Here is a 17647-nt window from a genome sequence, read left to right as displayed (position 1 = left end):
CGCCCGTCAGCCCACGTTGCGCATGGTGCACATCAGCTCGGCTTCGCAAGCCACTTCGTCCTCGACGCGGGCCACGCCCTTGAACTTCCAGATGCCGCCGCGAACGCGGTCGATGGTGATCTCCAGCACCAACTGGTCGCCCGGCTCCACGGGGCGCTTGAAGCGCGCACCGTCGATGCCCACGAAGTAGTAGATGTTGTTTTCGTCGGGAACCTGGCCCATGGCATCGAAGGCCAGCAGGCCGGCAGCCTGCGCCAGCGCCTCCAGGATGAGCACGCCCGGCATGACGGGACGGCCTGGGAAATGGCCCATGAAATAGGGCTCGTTGAACGTGACGTTCTTGATCGCCTTGATGCGTGTATTGCGCTCAAGCTCCGTGACCTTGTCCACCAGCAGGAAGGGGTAGCGGTGGGGCAGTTGCTTGAGAATTGCGTGAATATCCATCATTGCGTTCCGTTATGGCCTTGATCCGCCGATTGCTGCAGTTGCCGCTCCAGGGCCTTGATGCGATCGCGCATGGAGTGCAGCTGCTTCAGCGTCGCAGCATTTTTTTCCCATTTGGCGTTTTCATCCACGGGAAACATGCCCGTGTAAACACCTGATTGTGTCAGCGAACGGGTCACTACCGTCGCTGCCGAAATATGCACCCTGTCGGCCAGCTGCAGATGGCCCAGCACGATGGCGCCGCCTCCCACGGTGCAATGCGCGCCAATGCGCGCGCTGCCGGCCACCCCCACGCAACCGGCCATGGCCGTATGCTTGCCGACGTGCACGTTGTGACCGATCTGGATCAGGTTGTCGAGCTTGACCCCGTCCTCGATCACCGTGTCGTCCAGCGCTCCGCGGTCTATGCAGGTATTGGCGCCGATTTCCACATCGTCGCCGATCCGCACGCCACCGAGCTGCTCGATCTTCACCCATGCTCCGTTCTCGGGCGCAAACCCGAAGCCGTCCGCTCCCAGCACCACGCCGGAATGCAGCAGACAGCGCGCCCCCACATGGCAGTTCTCGCCAATGGTGACGCGCGACTTGAGCACGGTGTGGGCACCGATGGTGGCACCCTCTTCAACCACGCAGAGCGGGCCGATCGTGGCAGAGGCATCAACGATGGCACTCTCATGCACCACCGCGCTTGGATGAATACCGGCCGGCGCCACAGACCTGCAGTTCCGCTTCCACCACTGCGTGGCCCTGGCGAAGTAGGCATACGGGTCAGGGACCACGATGCAGGCACCCCGCTGCTGCGCCAGCTCACGCATGGCGGGCGCCACAATAACGCAGGCCGCCTCGGAGGCGGCCAGTTGCTGGCGGTAGCGGGGGTTGCTCAGAAAACTGAGATCCCCGGCCCCGGCGGAATCCAGCGGCGCGATGCGGGAGATGGGCATCTCCCTGTCGCCACCGACCAGTTCGCCACCAAGTGCATCGAGGATCTGACCCAACAATACGCTCACGGCATGCAGCCCTGGACGCTGGCTTACTTGCCGCCGCCGTTCAGCGCCTTGATCACTTTGTCAGTGATGTCGTACTTGGGATTGATGTAGACGGCTTCCTGGAGGATGACGTCGTACTTCTCGGCTTCCGCAACTTGCTTGACCACCTTGTTGGCGCGCTCCAGCACTTGGGCCAGTTCCTCGTTCTTGCGGGAGTTCAGGTCTTCCTGGAACTCACGGCGCTTGCGCTGGAACTCGCGGTCCTGGTCCACCAGCTGACGCTGGCGGGAGACGCGCTGGCTTTCGGCCATGGTGGGCGCTTCACGCTCGAACTTCTCCGAAGCGCTCTTGAGCGTATTGCCCTGGTCGACCAGTTCCTTCTCACGCTTGGAGAATTCCTGCTCCAGCTTGGACTGCGCAGCCTTGGCAGTCGACGCTTCACGGAAGATGCGGTCCGTGTTCACAAAGCCGGCCTTGAACTCTTGAGCGTGCGCAGAAACAGCCATGGCGCCAAGCAGCACAGCCAGGGAAAAATGGCTAGATAGAGATTTCATTAGAAAGAGGTTCCGATTTGGAATTGCAGTCGCTGGATTTTATCCCCGGTCTGCTTGCGGATGGGTTGAGCAAAGGCGAGACGCAGGGGGCCCAGCGGGGAAATCCAGCTGATGCCAAGGCCCGTGGAAGCACGCAGCTCCCCGAGATCGAAGTTCTGGTTGGCGCCGTAGACATTACCCACATCGAGGAATGTAAAAAGACGCAAAGTCCTGTCATTGCCGGCTCCGGGGAACGGAACCATGAACTCGGCGTTCAAAGTCACCTTCTTGGAGCCGCCCAGGGCAATGTTCTCTGCGGAGTCGCGCGGACCCAGCGAGCCCTGCTCGAAGCCACGCACCGAGCCCAGACCACCCGAGAAGAAGTTCTTGAACAACGGGAACGGACGGCCATTGAGGCCCTTGCCATAACCGAGTTCACCGTTCAAGGCCAGCGTGTACTTCTTGCTCAGCGGGATGTACTGCTGAATCTGGTAGTTGGCTCGCACATAGCGGGCCTCGCCACCCACCGACCATTCGGTGTTCAGGCGCTGGTAGAGACCCGAATTGGGCGCCAGCGCGCTGTCACGGCTGTCACGCGACCAGCCCAGAGTCAGCGGAATGCCGGTGTTGGCATAGCCGTACTTGTCGGCATAGTCCTTGTACGCCTGGGGCAGGTAGGTACCGGGCTTGATTTCCGAGCGCTCCACGCCACCGCCGAAATACACGGTGTCAATCTCACTGAAGGGCACGCCAAAGCGAACGCTGCCGCCCGAGGTGACGATCTTGTAGGCCGCATCGTCGTAGTAGGGACGGTCGGTGCGGTAGTACAGGTCGTAGGTGCGCGAGATGCCGGTGTCCGTGAAATACGGGTCCGTGGTGGACAGCACCATGGTGCGACGGTACTTGCTGGTATTCACGTCCACGCCCAGGTAGTTGCCCGAGCCGAACACGTTTTCCTGCTTGATGCCGAACGACAGCGAAACCTTTTCGGCACTGGAGAAGCCCGCACCCAGTTGCAGCGAACCCGTGGGCTTTTCAGCCACCGAGATGACCAGATCCACCTGGTCAGGCGAGCCCGCCACCTCCTGGGTCTCGACATTGACTTCGGTGAAGAAGCCCAGGCGGTCCACGCGGTCGCGCGACAGGCGGATCTTGTCGCCGTCATACCAGGAAGCTTCGTATTGGCGGAATTCGCGGCGGATCACTTCGTCACGCGTGCGATTGTTGCCGCTGACGTTGATACGGCGCACATAGGCGCGGCGCGACGGCTCGGCATGCAGTACCAAGGCCACGCGGTTGGTCGCACGGTCGATGTCCGGCACGGCCTCGACGCGTGCAAAGGCAAAGCCGAAGTTGCCGAAGTACTCGGTGAAGGCCTTGGTCGTCGCCGTGACCTGGTCGGCGTTGTAGGGCTCGCCCGGCTTGATCTTGACCAGGGACTTGAACTCGTCGTCGCGGTCGAGGTAGTTGCCCTCCAGCTTGACGCCGGAGACGACGAAACGCTCGCCTTCATGGATGTTCAGGGTCAGCGAGATGGTCTGCTTGTCGGGCGAGATGGCCACCTGGGTGGAGTCCACGCGGAACTCCAGGTAGCCACGCTGCAGGTAGTACGAGCGCAGCGTTTCCAGGTCGGCGTTGAGCTTGTTGCGCGCATAGCGGTCCGACTTGGTGTACCAGCTCATCCAGTTGCCGGTGTCCTGATCGAACAGGTCCTTGAGCGTGGATTCGCTGAAGGCCTTGTTGCCGACGATGTGGATCTCGTTGATGCGGGCCGGATCGCCCTCGGTCACCGTGAAGGTCAGGTTGACGCGGTTGCGCTCGATGGGCGTGACCGTGGTGACGACCTCCGCGCCATAAAGGCTGCGGTTGATGTACTGGCGCTTGAGTTCCTGCTCGGCACGGTCGGCCAGGGCCTTGTCGAAGGGACGACCTTCTGCCAGGCCCACATCGCGCATGGCCTTTTGCAGGGTTTCCTTGTCGAACTCCTTGGTGCCGGCGAAGTTCACCTCGGCGATGGTCGGTCGTTCTTCGACGACGACAACGAGCACGTTGCCATTGGCTTCGAGGCGGATGTCCTTGAACAATCCCAGCGCGAACAGCGAGCGGATCGCAGCTGCGCCCTTGTCATCGTCATACTGGTCGCCCACGCGCAGCGGGATGGATGCGAAGACCGTGCCCGGCTCCACGCGCTGCAGGCCTTCGATGCGGATGTCCTGTACCCGGAAGGGCTCCAGCGCCCAGGCTGCATTGGCAGCCAAAACCATGGCAGCCAGGGTCGATGCAGCGCGCACGCCCAGGCGATTGATACGTTTAGTCATGAATGGATTTGCCGCCGCTGCGGCTTGCCGAAAACGGCTGAAAAGTTAGCCCCAAAGCCGGTTGATATCGTTGAAAAAGGCGACGGACATCATCATCATCAAAACCGCCACGCCTGCACGCTGCAAGCGCCCGGCCCAGACTTCCGACACGCTTCGGCCAGTCACGCCCTCCCAAAGATAATACATCAGGTGCCCGCCATCGAGCACCGGCAGGGGGAGCAAGTTGAGAACCCCCAGGCTGATGCTTATCAGCGCCAGGAACGAGAGGTATTGAACCAGGCCCATGCTGGCCGAGCGCCCCGCATAGTCGGCAATGGTCAAGGGGCCGCTGATGTTCTTGAGCGATGCCTCGCCTATCACCATGCGGCCCATCATGCGCAGCGTCAGCGACGAAAGCTCCCAGGTGCGCTGCACGCCAGCCCACAGGCCTTCCAGCGGACCGCGCTGCACCAGAGCCATCTCGGGAGCGCTGCCGATGTAGGCACTGATGCGGGCAATGCTCTCCTTGCCATCTTCCGAGCGGCCCAGATCAGGCAGCACGGGAATCTGCAGTTGCCTGCCATCGCGCTCCACCAGCCAGACCTGCTGCTGGACCTGGCCCGATGCACCCATCTTGCGGATGAGATTGCGCAGTTGGGTGCCATCATCCACCGGGGTGCTGCCCACGCGCAGCACCAGGTCGCCCTGGCGCAGGCCGGCCTTTTCGGCGGCACCACCGGCAATCACCTTGTCCAGCACGGGCTGCGTCCAGGGTCCCAACAGGCCCAGGCGCTCGAAGAAGGCGGCATCGGGCTCGCCCTGCACCTGCCCGGCCAGCGCCAGCCGCAGTTCGGACGGAGCGGTGCGCCGGCCCTGGAGCACTTCCATGCGCACCGACTCATCATCGAGCGCGGCGCGCGTCAGTGTCCAGCGCAGATCATTGATGGAGCGGACCTCTTCCCACTCCTGGTCGCCCAAGGCGATGCGCAGCACGCGATCACCGCCCTGCACGCCCGCCATCTGCAGCACCGTGCCCGCCGGCGGCGTGGCCAATCGCGCCACGGGCTCCTGCATGCCCATCCAATTGACGATGGCCAGCAGCGCAATGGCCAGCACGAGATTGGCCACCGGGCCTGCCGCCACGATGGCCGCACGTGACCGCAGCGGCTGGGTGTTGAATGCCAGATGGCGCTGGTCGGCAGGGACTTCACCCTCACGCTCGTCGAGCATGCGCACATAGCCGCCAAGCGGCAGTGCACCGATGACGAATTCCGTGTCCGAACCTTTGCGCTTCCAGCGCAGGATGGGGCGACCGAAGCCGACGGAAAACCGAAGCACCTTCACGCCGCAGGCCACAGCGACGCGGTAGTGGCCCCACTCGTGGACGGCAATCAGCACGCCCAGCGCGACCACGAATGCAACTACGGTCAGCAACAATTGATACTCCTTTGAATCCAATGCGCACCTGGATACCGCCGCAGGCCCACCGAGAAACCCGGTCTGGCCCGCGAAGCCGGCATTACAGCTGCCACTGCCGCGCCACGGTGTGCGCGATTTCGCGGGCCTGGGCGTCCAGGGCCAGCAGATCGTCCAAGCTGCCCAGTGTAGGCGGCAGCAAGGTTTCGAGAGTGCGCAAATTCACAGCGTGGATACGGTCAAATGCCAGGCGTCGCTCCAGGAAGGCGGCAACGGCGACTTCATTGGAAGCATTGAGAACCGCCGTAGTTCCCTCGCTGGCGAGCAGCGCCTGCCAGGAAAGATGCAGGCCCGGAAAGCGCACGGCATCCGCCTCTTCAAAGGTCAGGGCCGACAGCTTCGCGAAATCCAGGGGCGCCGCGCCGCTGGCGATGCGCCGTGGCCAAGCCAGGCCGCAGGCGATGGGCACGCGCATGTCGGGCGTGCCCAGTTGTGCCAGCACCGAGGCATCCTTGAACTGCACCATGGAGTGCACGATCTGCTGCGGGTGGATGACGACCTTGATCTTGTCGGGAGCCATGTCGAACAGCCAGCGTGCCTCGATCACCTCCAGCGCCTTGTTCATCATGGTCGCCGAGTCCACGGAGATCTTGCGCCCCATGGAGAAGTTCGGGTGCGCGCAGGCCTGCTCCGGCGTGATCTCGGACAAGGTGGCCGGATCGCGCAGGCGAAAGGGTCCGCCCGACGCCGTGAGCAGCAGACTGTCCACGCGATCGGGCCAGCTGGCTCGGTCTTCCGGCAGGCACTGGAAAATGGCCGAATGCTCGCTGTCTATGGGCAGCAGAGTCGCGCCGTGGCGCTTGACCGTGTCCATGAAGAGTGCGCCGCCAACGACCAGAGCCTCCTTGTTGGCCAGCAACAGGCGCTTGCCCGCGCGCGCGGCCGCCAGGCAAGGCGCAAGGCCCGCCGCACCGACGATGGCAGCCATGACGGCATCGACCTCGGGATGCGAGGCGATCTGCTCCAGCGCGTCTGGCGACTGCAGCACTTCGGTCGCCAGCCCATTGCTGCGCAGTTGCTCAGCCAGCAGCTTCGCGTGTGGCGCGCTGGCCATGACGGCATAGGCGGGCTTGAATTCGGCGCACTGGCGCAGCATCAGGTCCACTTGCGTGGCCGCGCTGAGTGCAAAGACCTCGTAGTGCTCGCGGTGGCGCGCCACCACGTCCAGCGTATTGGTACCGATGGAGCCCGTGGAGCCCAGGACGGTGATTTTCTGCTTCATGAATGCGCGAAAGAGGAAAGCATCATGGCCAGCGGCAGGGTCGGCAGCAGGGCATCGACGCGATCAAGCACACCGCCATGGCCGGGCAGCAGACCACTGCTGTCCTTGACGCCCACGCTGCGCTTGACCAGGGATTCGACCAGGTCGCCGACCACGCTCATCGCGGCCATGAACACAACCGCCAGCAGCAGGAACCAGGCCCCGCGCGCCAACAGCAACGAATAGAAACTGGGCACGGCCACCGCGTAGTGGCGGTCCGCCCAGACCCAGGCCAAGGCCAGCACCAGCACGCCGGCCATGCCGCCCCACACGCCTTCCCAGCTCTTGCCGGGACTGATGGACGGCGCGAGCTTGGACTTGGTGAATTTCAGGCCCAGGGTCCGGCCTGCGAAATAGGCAAAGACATCGGCCACCCAGACCAGCACCAGCACCGACAGCAGGAAGTTGATGCCCGTCATGCGCGCCTGCACCACGGCCACCCAGGCCAGCCACAGGGCCAGCACTCCGCCAACCAGTCGCACAGGCCCCGCAATGCGCGGCCAGCCGGCCACGCCTGCGCGCAGCAGCGCCGCGCCGCCCAGCACCCAGGCGGAGCCAGCGACCACCCAGACCGCGGCCAGGGGACGCTCCAGCCAGCCCGCGGCCCAGGTCCCCACGCACATCGCCGTGCAGATGGCACCTATGCCGATGGCACCAGCGGAGCCAAAGCCGTTGAGACGGCCCCATTCCCAGGCACCCGCTGCCATGAGCACGAGCACCACCACGGCGAACGGAACGCCCGTCGGATAGAACAGCGCAGGCAGCAAGATGGCCAGCAGGATCAGGGCGGTGATGACTCGCTGCTTGAGCATGGCTCCCCCTTGTTCAGGTCGTCTGTTGATGGGACGACTTCGATTGTGATTGGTGTACTTGCGCGGAGGTCTGGCCGAAGCGCCGCTCGCGCGAAGTGAAGGCGGCAATGGCCTCGTCCAGGCAGGCCTCGTCGAAATCAGGCCACAGGCTGGCACTGAAGAAGAGCTCTGAATACGCGGCCTGCCACAACAGGAAGTTGCTGATGCGCATCTCCCCGCCAGTGCGGATCAGCAGGTCCGGGTCGGGCACATGGGCCAGCGCGAGTGCGCGGTCCAGGCTCTGCGGGGTGATGGGCTCGCCCTGCTCTGCCAGCCGGGCTGCGGCCTGGGCAATGTCCCAGCGCCCGCCGTAGTTGAAGCAGACATTGAGCACCAGGCGGTTGTTGTGTGCGGTGACCTGCTCGGCCTGGGCCAGGCCTGCACACACTTTCTCGCTCAGGCCACTGCGGTCGCCGATGAAGTGCAGGCGCACGCCATCGCGGCTCAGTTGCTGCACTTCCTTGGCAAGGGCATTGGCCAGCAGGCCCATGAGACCGGAAACCTCCTCTTCGGGGCGGTTCCAGTTCTCGGAAGAGAAAGCGAAGACGGTCAGGACCTGCACGCCGCGCTGGACGCAGGCGCGGGCACAGCGGCGCAGCGATTCCACGCCCTGCTTGTGGCCGGCCAGTCGCGGCAGAAAGCGGCGATTGGCCCAGCGTCCATTGCCATCCATGATGACGGCAATATGGCGCGGCACCGCGCCGGAGTCTTGGTTTGTCAAAGGTACAGGCCCTGAGGCAAGCGAGGCAGAACGCCTCAGACCGCCATGATGTCTTGTTCCTTGGCAGCCACCAGCGCGTCGATCTCGGTGATGTGCTTGTCGGTCATCTTCTGGACATCGGCTTCGCAACGCTTTTGGTCGTCTTCCGAGGCTTCCTTGTCCTTGACCAGCTTCTTGACGGCTTCGTTGGCGTCGCGGCGCAGGTTGCGCACGGCGATCTTGGAAGCTTCGCCTTCGTTGCGGGCCAGCTTGGTCATTTCCTTGCGGCGTTCCTCGCTCATGGGAGGCATGGGCACGCGGATCAGATCGCCCAGCGAGGCAGGATTCAGACCCAGATCGCTTTCGCGAATGGCCTTCTCCACCTTGGCGGACATGCTCTTTTCCCAGGGCTGCACGCTGATGGTGCGCGCATCGAGCAGGTTCACGTTGGCCACCTGGGACAGCGGCACCATGGAGCCGTAGTAGTCCACATGGATGGAGTCCAGCAGCGAGGGGTTGGCACGGCCGGTACGCACACGCGCAAGATTGTTCTTGAGCGCTTCGATGGACTGGCCCATCTTGGACTCGGTGGTCTTCTTGATGTCTGCAATCGTCATGTTCTTGTTCCTTGAAGAGCTGTGAAACGCGGGATCAAAACGCTCAAGCGTACACCAGCGTGCCCTCATCCTCGCCCATGACCACGCGCTTGAGCGCGCCGGGCTTGATGATGGAGAACACCCGGATAGGCAGCTTCTGATCGCGGCACAGCGCAAAGGCAGTGGCGTCCATGATGCCCAGGTTGCGCGAAATGGCCTCGTCGAAAGCCAGCTTGTGATAGCGGGTCGCGTTGGGATTCTTCATCGGGTCGTCGGTGTAGACACCATCGACCTTGGTGGCCTTGAGCACCACTTCGGCACCGATCTCCGCGCCGCGCAGTGCCGCGGCCGTATCGGTCGTGAAGAACGGGTTGCCGGTGCCGGCGGCGAACACCACCACCTTGCCCTCTTCGAGATACTGCAGGGCCTTGGGGCGCACATAGGGCTCCACGACCTGCTCGATGGCAATGGCCGACATGACACGGGCGATGAGGCCCTGCTTGTCCATGGCATCTGCCAGGGCCAGGGCATTCATCACGGTGGCCAGCATGCCCATGTAGTCGGCGGTGGCGCGGTCCATTCCGACCGAACCACCAGCCACGCCACGGAAAATATTCCCTCCACCGATCACCACGGCCACCTGGACACCCACGCGGGTGACTTCGGCGATCTCGGAGACCATGCGCTCGATGGTGGCACGGTTGATGCCGAACGAGTCGTCGCCCATGAGCGCCTCACCGGACAGCTTGAGCAGGATGCGCTTGTGGGCCGGTGCGGCGTTGGACATGGTGTTTCTCCGAAAGGTGGATGGTGGTGGATGGTGAAGGGAACGGTTCAGGCGCTCAGACGAATCAGGCGCCGGCCTTGGCAGCGGCCACTTGGGCAGCCACTTCGGCAGCGAAGTCGTCCACCTTCTTTTCGATGCCTTCGCCGACCACGTACAGGGTGAAGCCCTTGACGTTGGTGTTGGCGGCCTTGAGCATCTGGGCCACGGTCTGCTTGCCGTCGGCAGCCTTCACGAAGACCTGGTCGGCCAGCGAGACTTCCTTCAGGTACTTCTGAACCGAGCCTTCGACCATCTTGGCGACGATCTCGGCAGGCTTGCCAGATTCGGCAGCCTTGGCGGCAGCAACGGTGCGCTCCTTTTCGATCAGCTCGGCAGGCACGTCAGCGCTGGTCACGGACACGGGCTTCATGGCGGCCACGTGCATGGCGACGTCCTTGGCAGCGGTTGCATCGCCGTCGAACTCGACGACCACGCCGATGCGCGAACCGTGCAGGTACGAAGCCAGGCTGGTGCCGTCGAAACGCTTGAAGCGGCGGAAGGACATGTTCTCGCCGATCTTGCCGATCAGGCCCTTGCGCACATCTTCCAGGGTGGGGCCGAAACCGTCCTGCTCATAGGCCAGGGCGCTCAGCGCGGCCACGTCAGCGGGGTTTTGCTCGGCGACCAGCTTGGCGGCGGCATTGGCCATCGCGATGAAGCTGTCGTTCTTGGACACGAAGTCGGTTTCGCTGTTGACTTCGATCATGGCACCCTGGTTGCCATTGATGAAGGCGGCGATCACGCCTTCGGCGGTCACGCGCGAGGCAGCCTTGCCAGCCTTGGTGCCGAGCTTGACGCGCAGCAGCTCTTCAGCCTTGACCAGATCGCCCTCGGCTTCGGTCAGGGCCTTCTTGCATTCCATCATGGGCGCGTCAGTCTTTGCGCGCAGTTCAGCCACCATGCTTGCGGTAATTGCAGCCATCGTATTTCTCCAATGTCAGTTCGATTCGTTACAGGATTTCGGCTAAAAAAACGGGGCTACCCTGAGCCCCGCTTCTTATTCAGCGACGAGGTCGCTCAGCCGGACAAGCTCAATCAGGCAGCGGATTCTTCCACTTCCACGAACTCGTCACCGCTCTCGCCGGATGCAGCCTTGACCACGTCGGTCAGTGCAGCAGCGCGGCCTTCCAGGATCGCGTCGGCGATGCCTTGGGCGTACAGTTGCACAGCCTTGGCAGAGTCGTCGTTACCGGGGATGACATAGTCGATGCCTTCGGGGTTGTGGTTGGAGTCAACCACGCCAACCAGGGGGATGCCCAGCTTCTTGGCTTCGGCCACGGCGATCTTGTGGAAGCCCACGTCGATCACGAAGATGGCGTCGGGCAGGCTGTTCATGTCCTGGATGCCGCCGATGTCCTTTTCCAGCTTTTCCAGTTCGCGAACGAACATCAGCTGTTCCTTCTTGCTCATGGCTTCCAGGCCGGCTTCTTGCTGGGCCTTCATTTCCTTCAGACGCTTGATGGACGTCTTGACGGTCTTGAAGTTGGTCAGCATGCCGCCCAGCCAACGCTGGTCAACGAAGGGCACGCCAGCGCGCTGGGCTTCTGCAGCCACCATCTCGCGGGCTTGGCGCTTGGTGCCGACCATCAGGATCGTGCCGCCGTTGGACGCCAGTTGCTTGACGAACTTCTGGGCGTCCTGGAACATCGGCAGCGACTTTTCCAGGTTGATGATGTGGATCTTGTTGCGGTGACCGAAGATGAAGGGGGCCATCTTGGGGTTCCAGAAACGGGTCTGGTGACCGAAGTGGACGCCTGCTTCCAGCATCTCGCGCATAGTGACGGACATATGAATACCTCAAAGGTTAGGTCTAAAATCCAGCCCGACAATTGCCCCCTGAAACACAGGGCGCAACACCTTGAAGGGACTGGTTTGCGATTGACTTTGCGCAGGATCCCCAAGCATGGGCAGGCGTTCTTGACGAACACTCCGCACCCAAAAGCTTTCGCCTGACCCCCGGTAATCCCGGAGAAAATCAGGGGGAACCCCTAGCAAAGCCGCAAGATTCTAGCACACGCCACCCCTCAACCGAGGCTTCGCGCTCAAAGAGCTCTCACCACCCCTCACGGCCACGGCAGTTGCACAAGATGCACACACTCCTGTAGTGATAGCTGCATCCGCTTGATAATCCGGGCACTTCAGCAGATTCCACCCCAAAATGAACATCGCGATTGTGGGCGCCGGCAGCATTGGCGTTGCGACAGCCCACGCACTGGCACAGGCCGGCCACGAGGTCACCGTCTACGAGCGTCACGGCACCGCAGCCGAAGAAGCCAGCTTCGGACATGCCGGCTGGCTGGGCCCCAGCCTGCTCCAGCCCTGGAGCATCCCCGGCCTTTCGACCGCCGAACGCTCCCCCGCCCTTCCCGGCCGGCAGGCCCTGCCGCGCATGGGCCCCGGAAACCTCGCAGCCCAGCTGCGCTGGCTATGGCAATGGCGCCAGGCCGGACGGCAACTGCGCAAAGGCAACGTGCCCACAGCCGCCATGGCGGCGCTGGAGGCGCTCACGCAGCGCAGCCAGCAGTTCCAGCAATCGCTGTGGCGGCAATGGGAGTTTGACCCGGAATATGTCGCCGGAAGCCTGGTGCTGCTGGGCAGCGAGGCCGAGCACGAACAACTCAAGCCTGCGCTGGACGCACTGGCCGAGGCCGGCACGCGCTGCGAGGCACTGGATGCCACCCAGACCCGGCTGCGCGAACCCGCTCTGGGCGAGGAAACCACGCTCGCAGGCGCCCTGTATTTCCCACAGGCAGGCGCAGCCAATGGCCGCCTTGCCACGCTGATGCAACGCCAGGCTGCGCAGTCGGCAGGAACACGATTCGAAACGCAGCGCCTGGTGCAGAGATTGCAGCCCGGCGGCGCCGGGCGCACCGCACGCCTGCAGCTGCTGGGCGAAGACCTCCCCCGTTCGCACGACGCCATCGTCGTCTGCGCCGGCGCCGAGGCCACGGGCCTGCTCACGCCGCTGGGCCTGCGCCCACCCATGATCGCCCTGCACGGCTATGGCGTCAGCGCCCCTTTGCGCGAACAAGGTTATGCACCCCGCCACGCCATCGTGGACTGGAGTGAGCAGATGACCCTGGTCCGCCTGGGCCAGCGCATGCGCATCGTGGCCGGCGCAGAGCTGGGCCGCCGCAGCCCCATGCATGAGGCCACGCTGCAGCGCATGTATCACCGCCTCAACATGGTTTTCCCCGGCAGCGCGGTGCTGGCCTCGGGCGTACAGATCTGGCATGGCACGCGCATGTGCACGGCCGATGGACTGCCGCTGGTGGGCGCCAGCGGACTGCCCGGCATCTGGCTCAACCTGGGACACGGCAGCTGCGGCGCCGCCATCGCGCAGGGGTGCGCGAGCATGCTGAGCGACCTGATGGACAACCGCGCCAGCTTCCTGGACAGCGCACTGCTCGACCCGCGCCGCTTCGGCTGATCGCCCTATCCACCACCGGGCGGCGGACCGCTATGCTCGGTCCATGCTGCGCATTCCCACATCCACCGCCTTGCCGCTGTTTGATACGGCAGCCACTCGCACCCTGGAACAGCAGGCGGCAGCCAAACTGCCCGCGCACAGCCTCATGCAACGCGCAGGCGCGGGCCTGGCACGCCTGGCACGCGCCATCGCTCCCCATGCACGCTGCATCTGGATAGCCTGTGGCCCCGGCAACAACGGCGGCGATGGCTTGCAGGCAGCCGCCTGGCTGCAACAAAGCCTGAATGCGGCGCCAGAAAAGGCCCGCAGTTGCCGCATTCTGGTCAGCTGCGTGCGCGAACGCGCCCACATGCCCACCGATGCACGCGCCGCCTGGGACGCCGCCCACGAAGCCGGCGTGCAATGGACCGAACACATGCCCGCCGACATGGGACCACAGGACTTGTGCATTGACGCATTGCTGGGCATCGGCCTGCGCCAGCCAGATGCCGCAAGCCCACGCACCGGCACGAATGAGCGCCTGCTCACTCTGCTGCGCAGCCTGCAGTCCAGCAACAGCCCGGTCCTTTGCGCGGACATAGCCTCCGGACTGGATGCCGACACCGGGCAGTACCTGCCTGGATTCGCACCCCCGAACGCCCCAGCCAGCGCACGGCACACACTGGCGCTGCTGACGCTGCAGCCTGGACTGTTCACAGGAAGTGGCCGCGATGCCTGCGGCCAGATATGGTGGGATGACCTGGACACGGGACTGGCGAAAGGCGAGCCAATCCTCACTCCCCTGCCCTGCGCACAACTGTTTTCACCAGGCGCCAGCGCCCCGCGCCCGCACGCCAGCCACAAGGGAAGCTTTGGCGACGTGGCCATCCTTGGCGGAGAGGGGCTGGGACAGCGCGGCCTTTCCATGACCGGCGCCGCCTGGCTGGCTGCCCTGGCCGCGCTGCATGGTGGCGCGGGGCGCGTGATGCTAGCTCTGCTCGATGCCTCGGCCGGGTCAGGCCAGGCCACCGCGCCCTGGCCCGAAATCATGCTGCGCAGCCCTGAAGCGCAGGACTGGCGCAGCACCACCGTGGCCTGCGGATGCGGGGGCGGCGTGGCGGTGCGCGCATGGCTGCCCCAGATATTGGAACAAGCCCCCAGGCTGGTGCTGGATGCAGACGCACTGAATGCCGTTGCCGAAGATGAATCGCTGGCCTCGCTCCTGAAAGAGCGCCGCCAGCGCAACCTGCACACGGTGCTGACACCCCACCCGCTGGAGGCCGCCCGCCTGCTGAAGACGAACACCGCACAGGTCCAGGCACAGCGGCTGCACGCCGCCAGGCAGCTGGCGCAACGCTTCGACTGCACCGCGCTACTCAAAGGCTCCGGCACCGTGATCGCCGGACCTCAGGGAGAGAGTGATGCACCGCCTTGCTGGATCAATCCCACGGGAAACGCCCGCCTGTCGACCGGAGGAACCGGCGATGTGCTCGCCGGGCTGATTGCCGCGCTGTGGGCCCAGGGCCTGGAGCCCACGCAGGCAGCAGCCCTGGCGGCCTGGCGCCATGGATTTGCGGCAGACCATTGGCCCGCGCACATCCCGTTCAGCGCCAGCGCGCTAGCCCAGCAGCTCGGAGCATAAAAACCCTCAGGACTTGCGCCGGGGCTTGGATGTGTTGCCCGTCACCTTGGACTTGACGGCACCCAAGGCCTTCTTGCCCAAGGCGCGCAGTGCCTGCACCGGCGACGGTGGAGGCAGCTGCGGCAGGCCGTGGGCAGCAGCATCCGTGGCCGCAGGCTTGCGTGCCTCGGACTTGCGCGCCTCGGACGCCCGGCCTCTGCGGGGTCGCGCAGCGGAGCCAGCGGATGATGGTTCCGCAACCGCCTCGCCCATGTCGCTCTGCCGCGCCGAGGTAGCCGGGCGCGGCTGGGCATTCGCATATTCAGCTTCCAGCGCGGCCAGGTTCACACCCTTGACCATGGCCTTTTTAGACACCTTGCGCCCCTGCTTGCCGGCCGACGCCGCTGCATCAGACTCAGGCCTTGCACCGCCGGAGCCTCCCGCGTTGCGCTGCGCCCGCTTTTCCTTGGCATCGCGGCGGCCCCATTTTTCGCCCTGATGGGCTTCCGTGCGCGCCGGCGCCCTGCCGGGCCGGCCCGAGGCCGGCTGCTCTTCGCCATCGCGCACCAGGCGGAAATCGATGCGCCGGCCATCCAGGTCCACGCGGCTGACCTGCACGCGCAGCCGCGTGCCGATGCCATAGCGAATGCCCGAGCGCTCGCCGCGCAGTTCCTGGCGCGCCTCGTCAAATCGGAAATAGTCGCCACCCAGCTCGGTGATGTGGACCAGCCCCTCCACATACATGGCGTCGAGCGTGACGAAGATGCCGAAGGTGGTCACCGCGGAGACCATGCCGCCGAACTCCTCGCCCAGATGCTCGCGCATGTACTTGCACTTGAGCCAGGCTTCGACATCGCGACTGGCCTCGTCGGCCCGGCGCTCGTTGGCACTGCAGTGCAGGCCGGCGGCCTCCCAGGCCTGGACCTCGGCAGCGGGCGCGCGCTTGCGCGGCTTCTGGCCGGGCGGGCTGACGCGTGATGCCAGACGCTTGGCCAGCTTGGCCTCGGCTTCTCCGGGGGTGGGCAGTTCGGGCAGGCGATAGTGCGTGCCTTCGAGCTCGGCCTTGATCACGCGGTGCACCAGCAAATCGGGATAGCGGCGGATCGGGCTGGTGAAGTGCGTATAGGCGTCGAATGCCAGGCCGAAGTGGCCCGAATTCTCGGGCGTGTAGAAGGCCTGCATCATCGAGCGCAGCAGCATGGTGTGGATCTGCTGGGCGTCGGGACGGTCCTTGGTGGCGTTGGCAATGGCCTGGAACTCGGACGTGGCCGGGTTCTCGCTCAACGCCACACCGACCCCCATGGCCTTCAGATAGTTGCGCAGAATGTCCTGCTTTTCCAGCGAGGGCTTGTCGTGCACGCGGAACAGGCCGACGCGACCGCTTTGCTCGATGAAGTCCGCACTGCAGACATTGGCGGCCAGCATGGCCTCCTCGATCAGCTTGTGCGCTTCGTTGCGCGTGCGCGGCACGATCTTCTCGATGCGGCCGTTCTCGTCACAGACGATCTGCGTCTCCGTGGTCTCGAAGTCCACGGCGCCGCGCGCCTCGCGCGACTTGAGCAGCGCCTGGTAGACGCCATGAAGATTGAGCAAGTCACCCACGCGCTCCGAGCGCCGGGCAGCCTCCGGGCCACGCGTATTGGCCAGGATGGCCGCCACCTCGGTATAGGTGAAGCGCGCATGGCTGTGCATCACCGCCGGATAGAACTGATAGGCATGGATCTCGCCCTTGGCGGTGATCAGCATGTCGCAGACCATGCACAGGCGGTCCACATCGGGGTTGAGCGAGCACAGGCCATTGCTCAGCTTCTCGGGCAGCATGGGGATCACGCGGCGCGGGAAATAGACGCTGGTGGCGCGGTCATAGGCATCAATGTCGATGGCGCTGCCCGTGGTCACGTAGTGGCTCACATCGGCAATCGCAACCAGCAGGCGCCAGCCCTTGCTGCGCCCGACCTTGGCGGGCTCGCAGTAGACGGCATCGTCGAAATCGCGCGCGTCCTCGCCATCGATGGTCACCAGGGGCACATCGGTCAGGTCGATGCGCTTCTTGCAGTCGGCAGGCCGCACCCTGTCCGGCAGCGCCTTGGCCTGCGCCAGGCAGGCATCGGAAAACACGTGCGGGACGCCGTACTTGCGCACCGCGATCTCGATCTCCATGCCGGGATCATCGACTTCACCGAGCACTTCGATGATGCGTCCCACGGGCTGGCCGAACAGCGCAGGCGCCTCGGTCAGTTCCACCACCACCACCTGGCCGATCTTGGCCGATCCTGTGGCATTGGCGGGGATCAGGATGTCCTGGCCGTAGCGCTTGTCCTCGGGCGCCACCAGCCACACACCGCTTTCCTGCAAGAAGCGGCCAATGATGTTGTGCGCAGGGCGCTCGATGATCTCGACCACCCGGCCTTCAGGCCGGCCGCGGCGGTCCTGGCGCACGATGCGGACCTTCACGCGGTCCTTGTGCAGCACGGCACGCATTTCGTTGGGGGGAAGGAAGATGTCGCCTTCGCCGTCATCGCGGATGACGAAGCCATGTCCGTCGCGGTGCCCCTGCACACTGCCCTCGATCTGTCTCTTATACACATCTAAAAGGGGGGGGGGGGGGGGGGGGGGGGGGGGGGGGGGGGGGGGGGGGGGGGGGGGG

15 protein-coding genes are annotated in these 17647 nt (G+C 64.5%); 2 read left to right on the top strand and 13 right to left on the bottom strand.

The features are described 5' to 3' along the window. Window positions 1–6 precede the first annotated feature (6 nt). The 12 genes from fabZ to rpsB form a co-directional block, all read right to left on the bottom strand. The gene (gene fabZ / locus JHD82_RS00980; protein WP_012206736.1) at window positions 7–447 is read right to left on the bottom strand and encodes a 3-hydroxyacyl-ACP dehydratase FabZ; all 441 of its coding nucleotides are present in this window, start codon (window positions 445–447) and stop codon (window positions 7–9) included. Then, window positions 444–1451, bottom strand: coding sequence for a UDP-3-O-(3-hydroxymyristoyl)glucosamine N-acyltransferase (lpxD, locus tag JHD82_RS00975; protein ID WP_012206737.1), 1008 nt, complete (start codon window positions 1449–1451; stop codon window positions 444–446). The genes fabZ and lpxD overlap by 4 nt, the downstream gene beginning before the upstream one ends. A gap of 23 nt (window positions 1452–1474) precedes the next feature. Further along, window positions 1475–1984 (bottom strand): OmpH family outer membrane protein, encoded by a 510-nt coding sequence (locus JHD82_RS00970; RefSeq protein ID WP_012206738.1) that lies wholly within the window; start codon window positions 1982–1984, stop codon window positions 1475–1477. Next, on the bottom strand, window positions 1984–4281 hold the full coding sequence (bamA, locus tag JHD82_RS00965; RefSeq protein WP_012206739.1) for an outer membrane protein assembly factor BamA: 2298 nt from the start codon (window positions 4279–4281) through the stop codon (window positions 1984–1986). The genes JHD82_RS00970 and bamA overlap by 1 nt, the downstream gene beginning before the upstream one ends. Window positions 4282–4326: 45 nt before the next feature. After that, the gene (gene rseP / locus JHD82_RS00960) at window positions 4327–5697 is read right to left on the bottom strand and encodes an RIP metalloprotease RseP (RefSeq protein ID WP_043795909.1); all 1371 of its coding nucleotides are present in this window, start codon (window positions 5695–5697) and stop codon (window positions 4327–4329) included. 82 nt (window positions 5698–5779) lie between these two features. After that, window positions 5780–6958 (bottom strand): 1-deoxy-D-xylulose-5-phosphate reductoisomerase, encoded by a 1179-nt coding sequence (gene ispC / locus JHD82_RS00955; RefSeq protein ID WP_043819021.1) that lies wholly within the window; start codon window positions 6956–6958, stop codon window positions 5780–5782. Further along, a complete protein-coding gene (locus JHD82_RS00950; protein ID WP_199135147.1) occupies window positions 6955–7809 on the bottom strand; it encodes a phosphatidate cytidylyltransferase in 855 nt (284 codons plus the stop codon). The genes ispC and JHD82_RS00950 overlap by 4 nt, the downstream gene beginning before the upstream one ends. A 13-nt stretch (window positions 7810–7822) precedes the next feature. Beyond that, window positions 7823–8569 (bottom strand): polyprenyl diphosphate synthase, encoded by a 747-nt coding sequence (gene uppS / locus JHD82_RS00945; protein ID WP_034396177.1) that lies wholly within the window; start codon window positions 8567–8569, stop codon window positions 7823–7825. 35 nt (window positions 8570–8604) lie between these two features. Further along, complete coding sequence (gene frr / locus JHD82_RS00940) at window positions 8605–9165, bottom strand: ribosome recycling factor (RefSeq protein WP_012206744.1); 561 nt, start codon at window positions 9163–9165, stop codon at window positions 8605–8607. Window positions 9166–9208: 43 nt separating this feature from the next. Continuing rightward, window positions 9209–9931 (bottom strand): UMP kinase, encoded by a 723-nt coding sequence (gene pyrH / locus JHD82_RS00935; RefSeq protein ID WP_012206745.1) that lies wholly within the window; start codon window positions 9929–9931, stop codon window positions 9209–9211. Between the two features lie 64 nt (window positions 9932–9995). Then, on the bottom strand, window positions 9996–10892 hold the full coding sequence (gene tsf / locus JHD82_RS00930; protein WP_012206746.1) for a translation elongation factor Ts: 897 nt from the start codon (window positions 10890–10892) through the stop codon (window positions 9996–9998). Window positions 10893–11005: 113 nt separating this feature from the next. Further along, window positions 11006–11758 carry a 30S ribosomal protein S2 gene (rpsB, locus tag JHD82_RS00925; RefSeq protein ID WP_012206747.1) on the bottom strand — a complete coding sequence of 251 codons (753 nt, stop codon included), beginning with the start codon at window positions 11756–11758 and terminating at the stop codon, window positions 11006–11008. A gap of 370 nt (window positions 11759–12128) precedes the next feature. Here rpsB and JHD82_RS00920 point away from each other — a divergent pair, with 370 nt between their 5' ends. Together JHD82_RS00920 and JHD82_RS00915 are read left to right on the top strand one after the other, a co-directional pair. Next, window positions 12129–13400: an FAD-dependent oxidoreductase gene (locus tag JHD82_RS00920; protein WP_199135146.1), complete on the top strand. Its 1272-nt coding sequence runs from the start codon at window positions 12129–12131 to the stop codon at window positions 13398–13400. A gap of 43 nt (window positions 13401–13443) precedes the next feature. Then, entirely contained in the window at window positions 13444–15021 is a 1578-nt protein-coding gene (locus JHD82_RS00915; protein ID WP_199135145.1) for an NAD(P)H-hydrate dehydratase, read from the top strand. Between the two features lie 6 nt (window positions 15022–15027). On the opposite strand, the gene rnr is transcribed toward JHD82_RS00915, so the two are convergent. Beyond that, the gene (rnr, locus tag JHD82_RS00910) at window positions 15028–17586 is read right to left on the bottom strand and encodes a ribonuclease R (protein WP_199135205.1); all 2559 of its coding nucleotides are present in this window, start codon (window positions 17584–17586) and stop codon (window positions 15028–15030) included. Window positions 17587–17647 lie beyond the last annotated feature (61 nt).

The organism is Delftia sp. ASV31 (genome assembly GCF_016428765.1).
Classification (GTDB): Bacteria; Pseudomonadota; Gammaproteobacteria; order Burkholderiales; family Burkholderiaceae_C; genus Comamonas; species Comamonas acidovorans.
This window is presented reverse-complemented; position numbering and strand designations above follow the sequence as displayed.

Coding starts and splice junctions, on each gene's coding strand:
- fabZ (WP_012206736.1), bottom strand. CDS start 447: ATGATGGATATTCACGCAATTCTCAAGCAACTGCCCCACCGCTACCCC.
- JHD82_RS00970 (WP_012206738.1), bottom strand. CDS start 1,984: ATGAAATCTCTATCTAGCCATTTTTCCCTGGCTGTGCTGCTTGGCGCC.
- bamA (WP_012206739.1), bottom strand. CDS start 4,281: ATGACTAAACGTATCAATCGCCTGGGCGTGCGCGCTGCATCGACCCTG.
- ispC (WP_043819021.1), bottom strand. CDS start 6,958: ATGAAGCAGAAAATCACCGTCCTGGGCTCCACGGGCTCCATCGGTACC.
- JHD82_RS00950 (WP_199135147.1), bottom strand. CDS start 7,809: ATGCTCAAGCAGCGAGTCATCACCGCCCTGATCCTGCTGGCCATCTTG.
- frr (WP_012206744.1), bottom strand. CDS start 9,165: ATGACGATTGCAGACATCAAGAAGACCACCGAGTCCAAGATGGGCCAG.
- pyrH (WP_012206745.1), bottom strand. CDS start 9,931: ATGTCCAACGCCGCACCGGCCCACAAGCGCATCCTGCTCAAGCTGTCC.
- tsf (WP_012206746.1), bottom strand. CDS start 10,892: ATGGCTGCAATTACCGCAAGCATGGTGGCTGAACTGCGCGCAAAGACT.
- rpsB (WP_012206747.1), bottom strand. CDS start 11,758: ATGTCCGTCACTATGCGCGAGATGCTGGAAGCAGGCGTCCACTTCGGT.
- JHD82_RS00920 (WP_199135146.1), top strand. CDS start 12,129: ATGAACATCGCGATTGTGGGCGCCGGCAGCATTGGCGTTGCGACAGCC.
- JHD82_RS00915 (WP_199135145.1), top strand. CDS start 13,444: ATGCTGCGCATTCCCACATCCACCGCCTTGCCGCTGTTTGATACGGCA.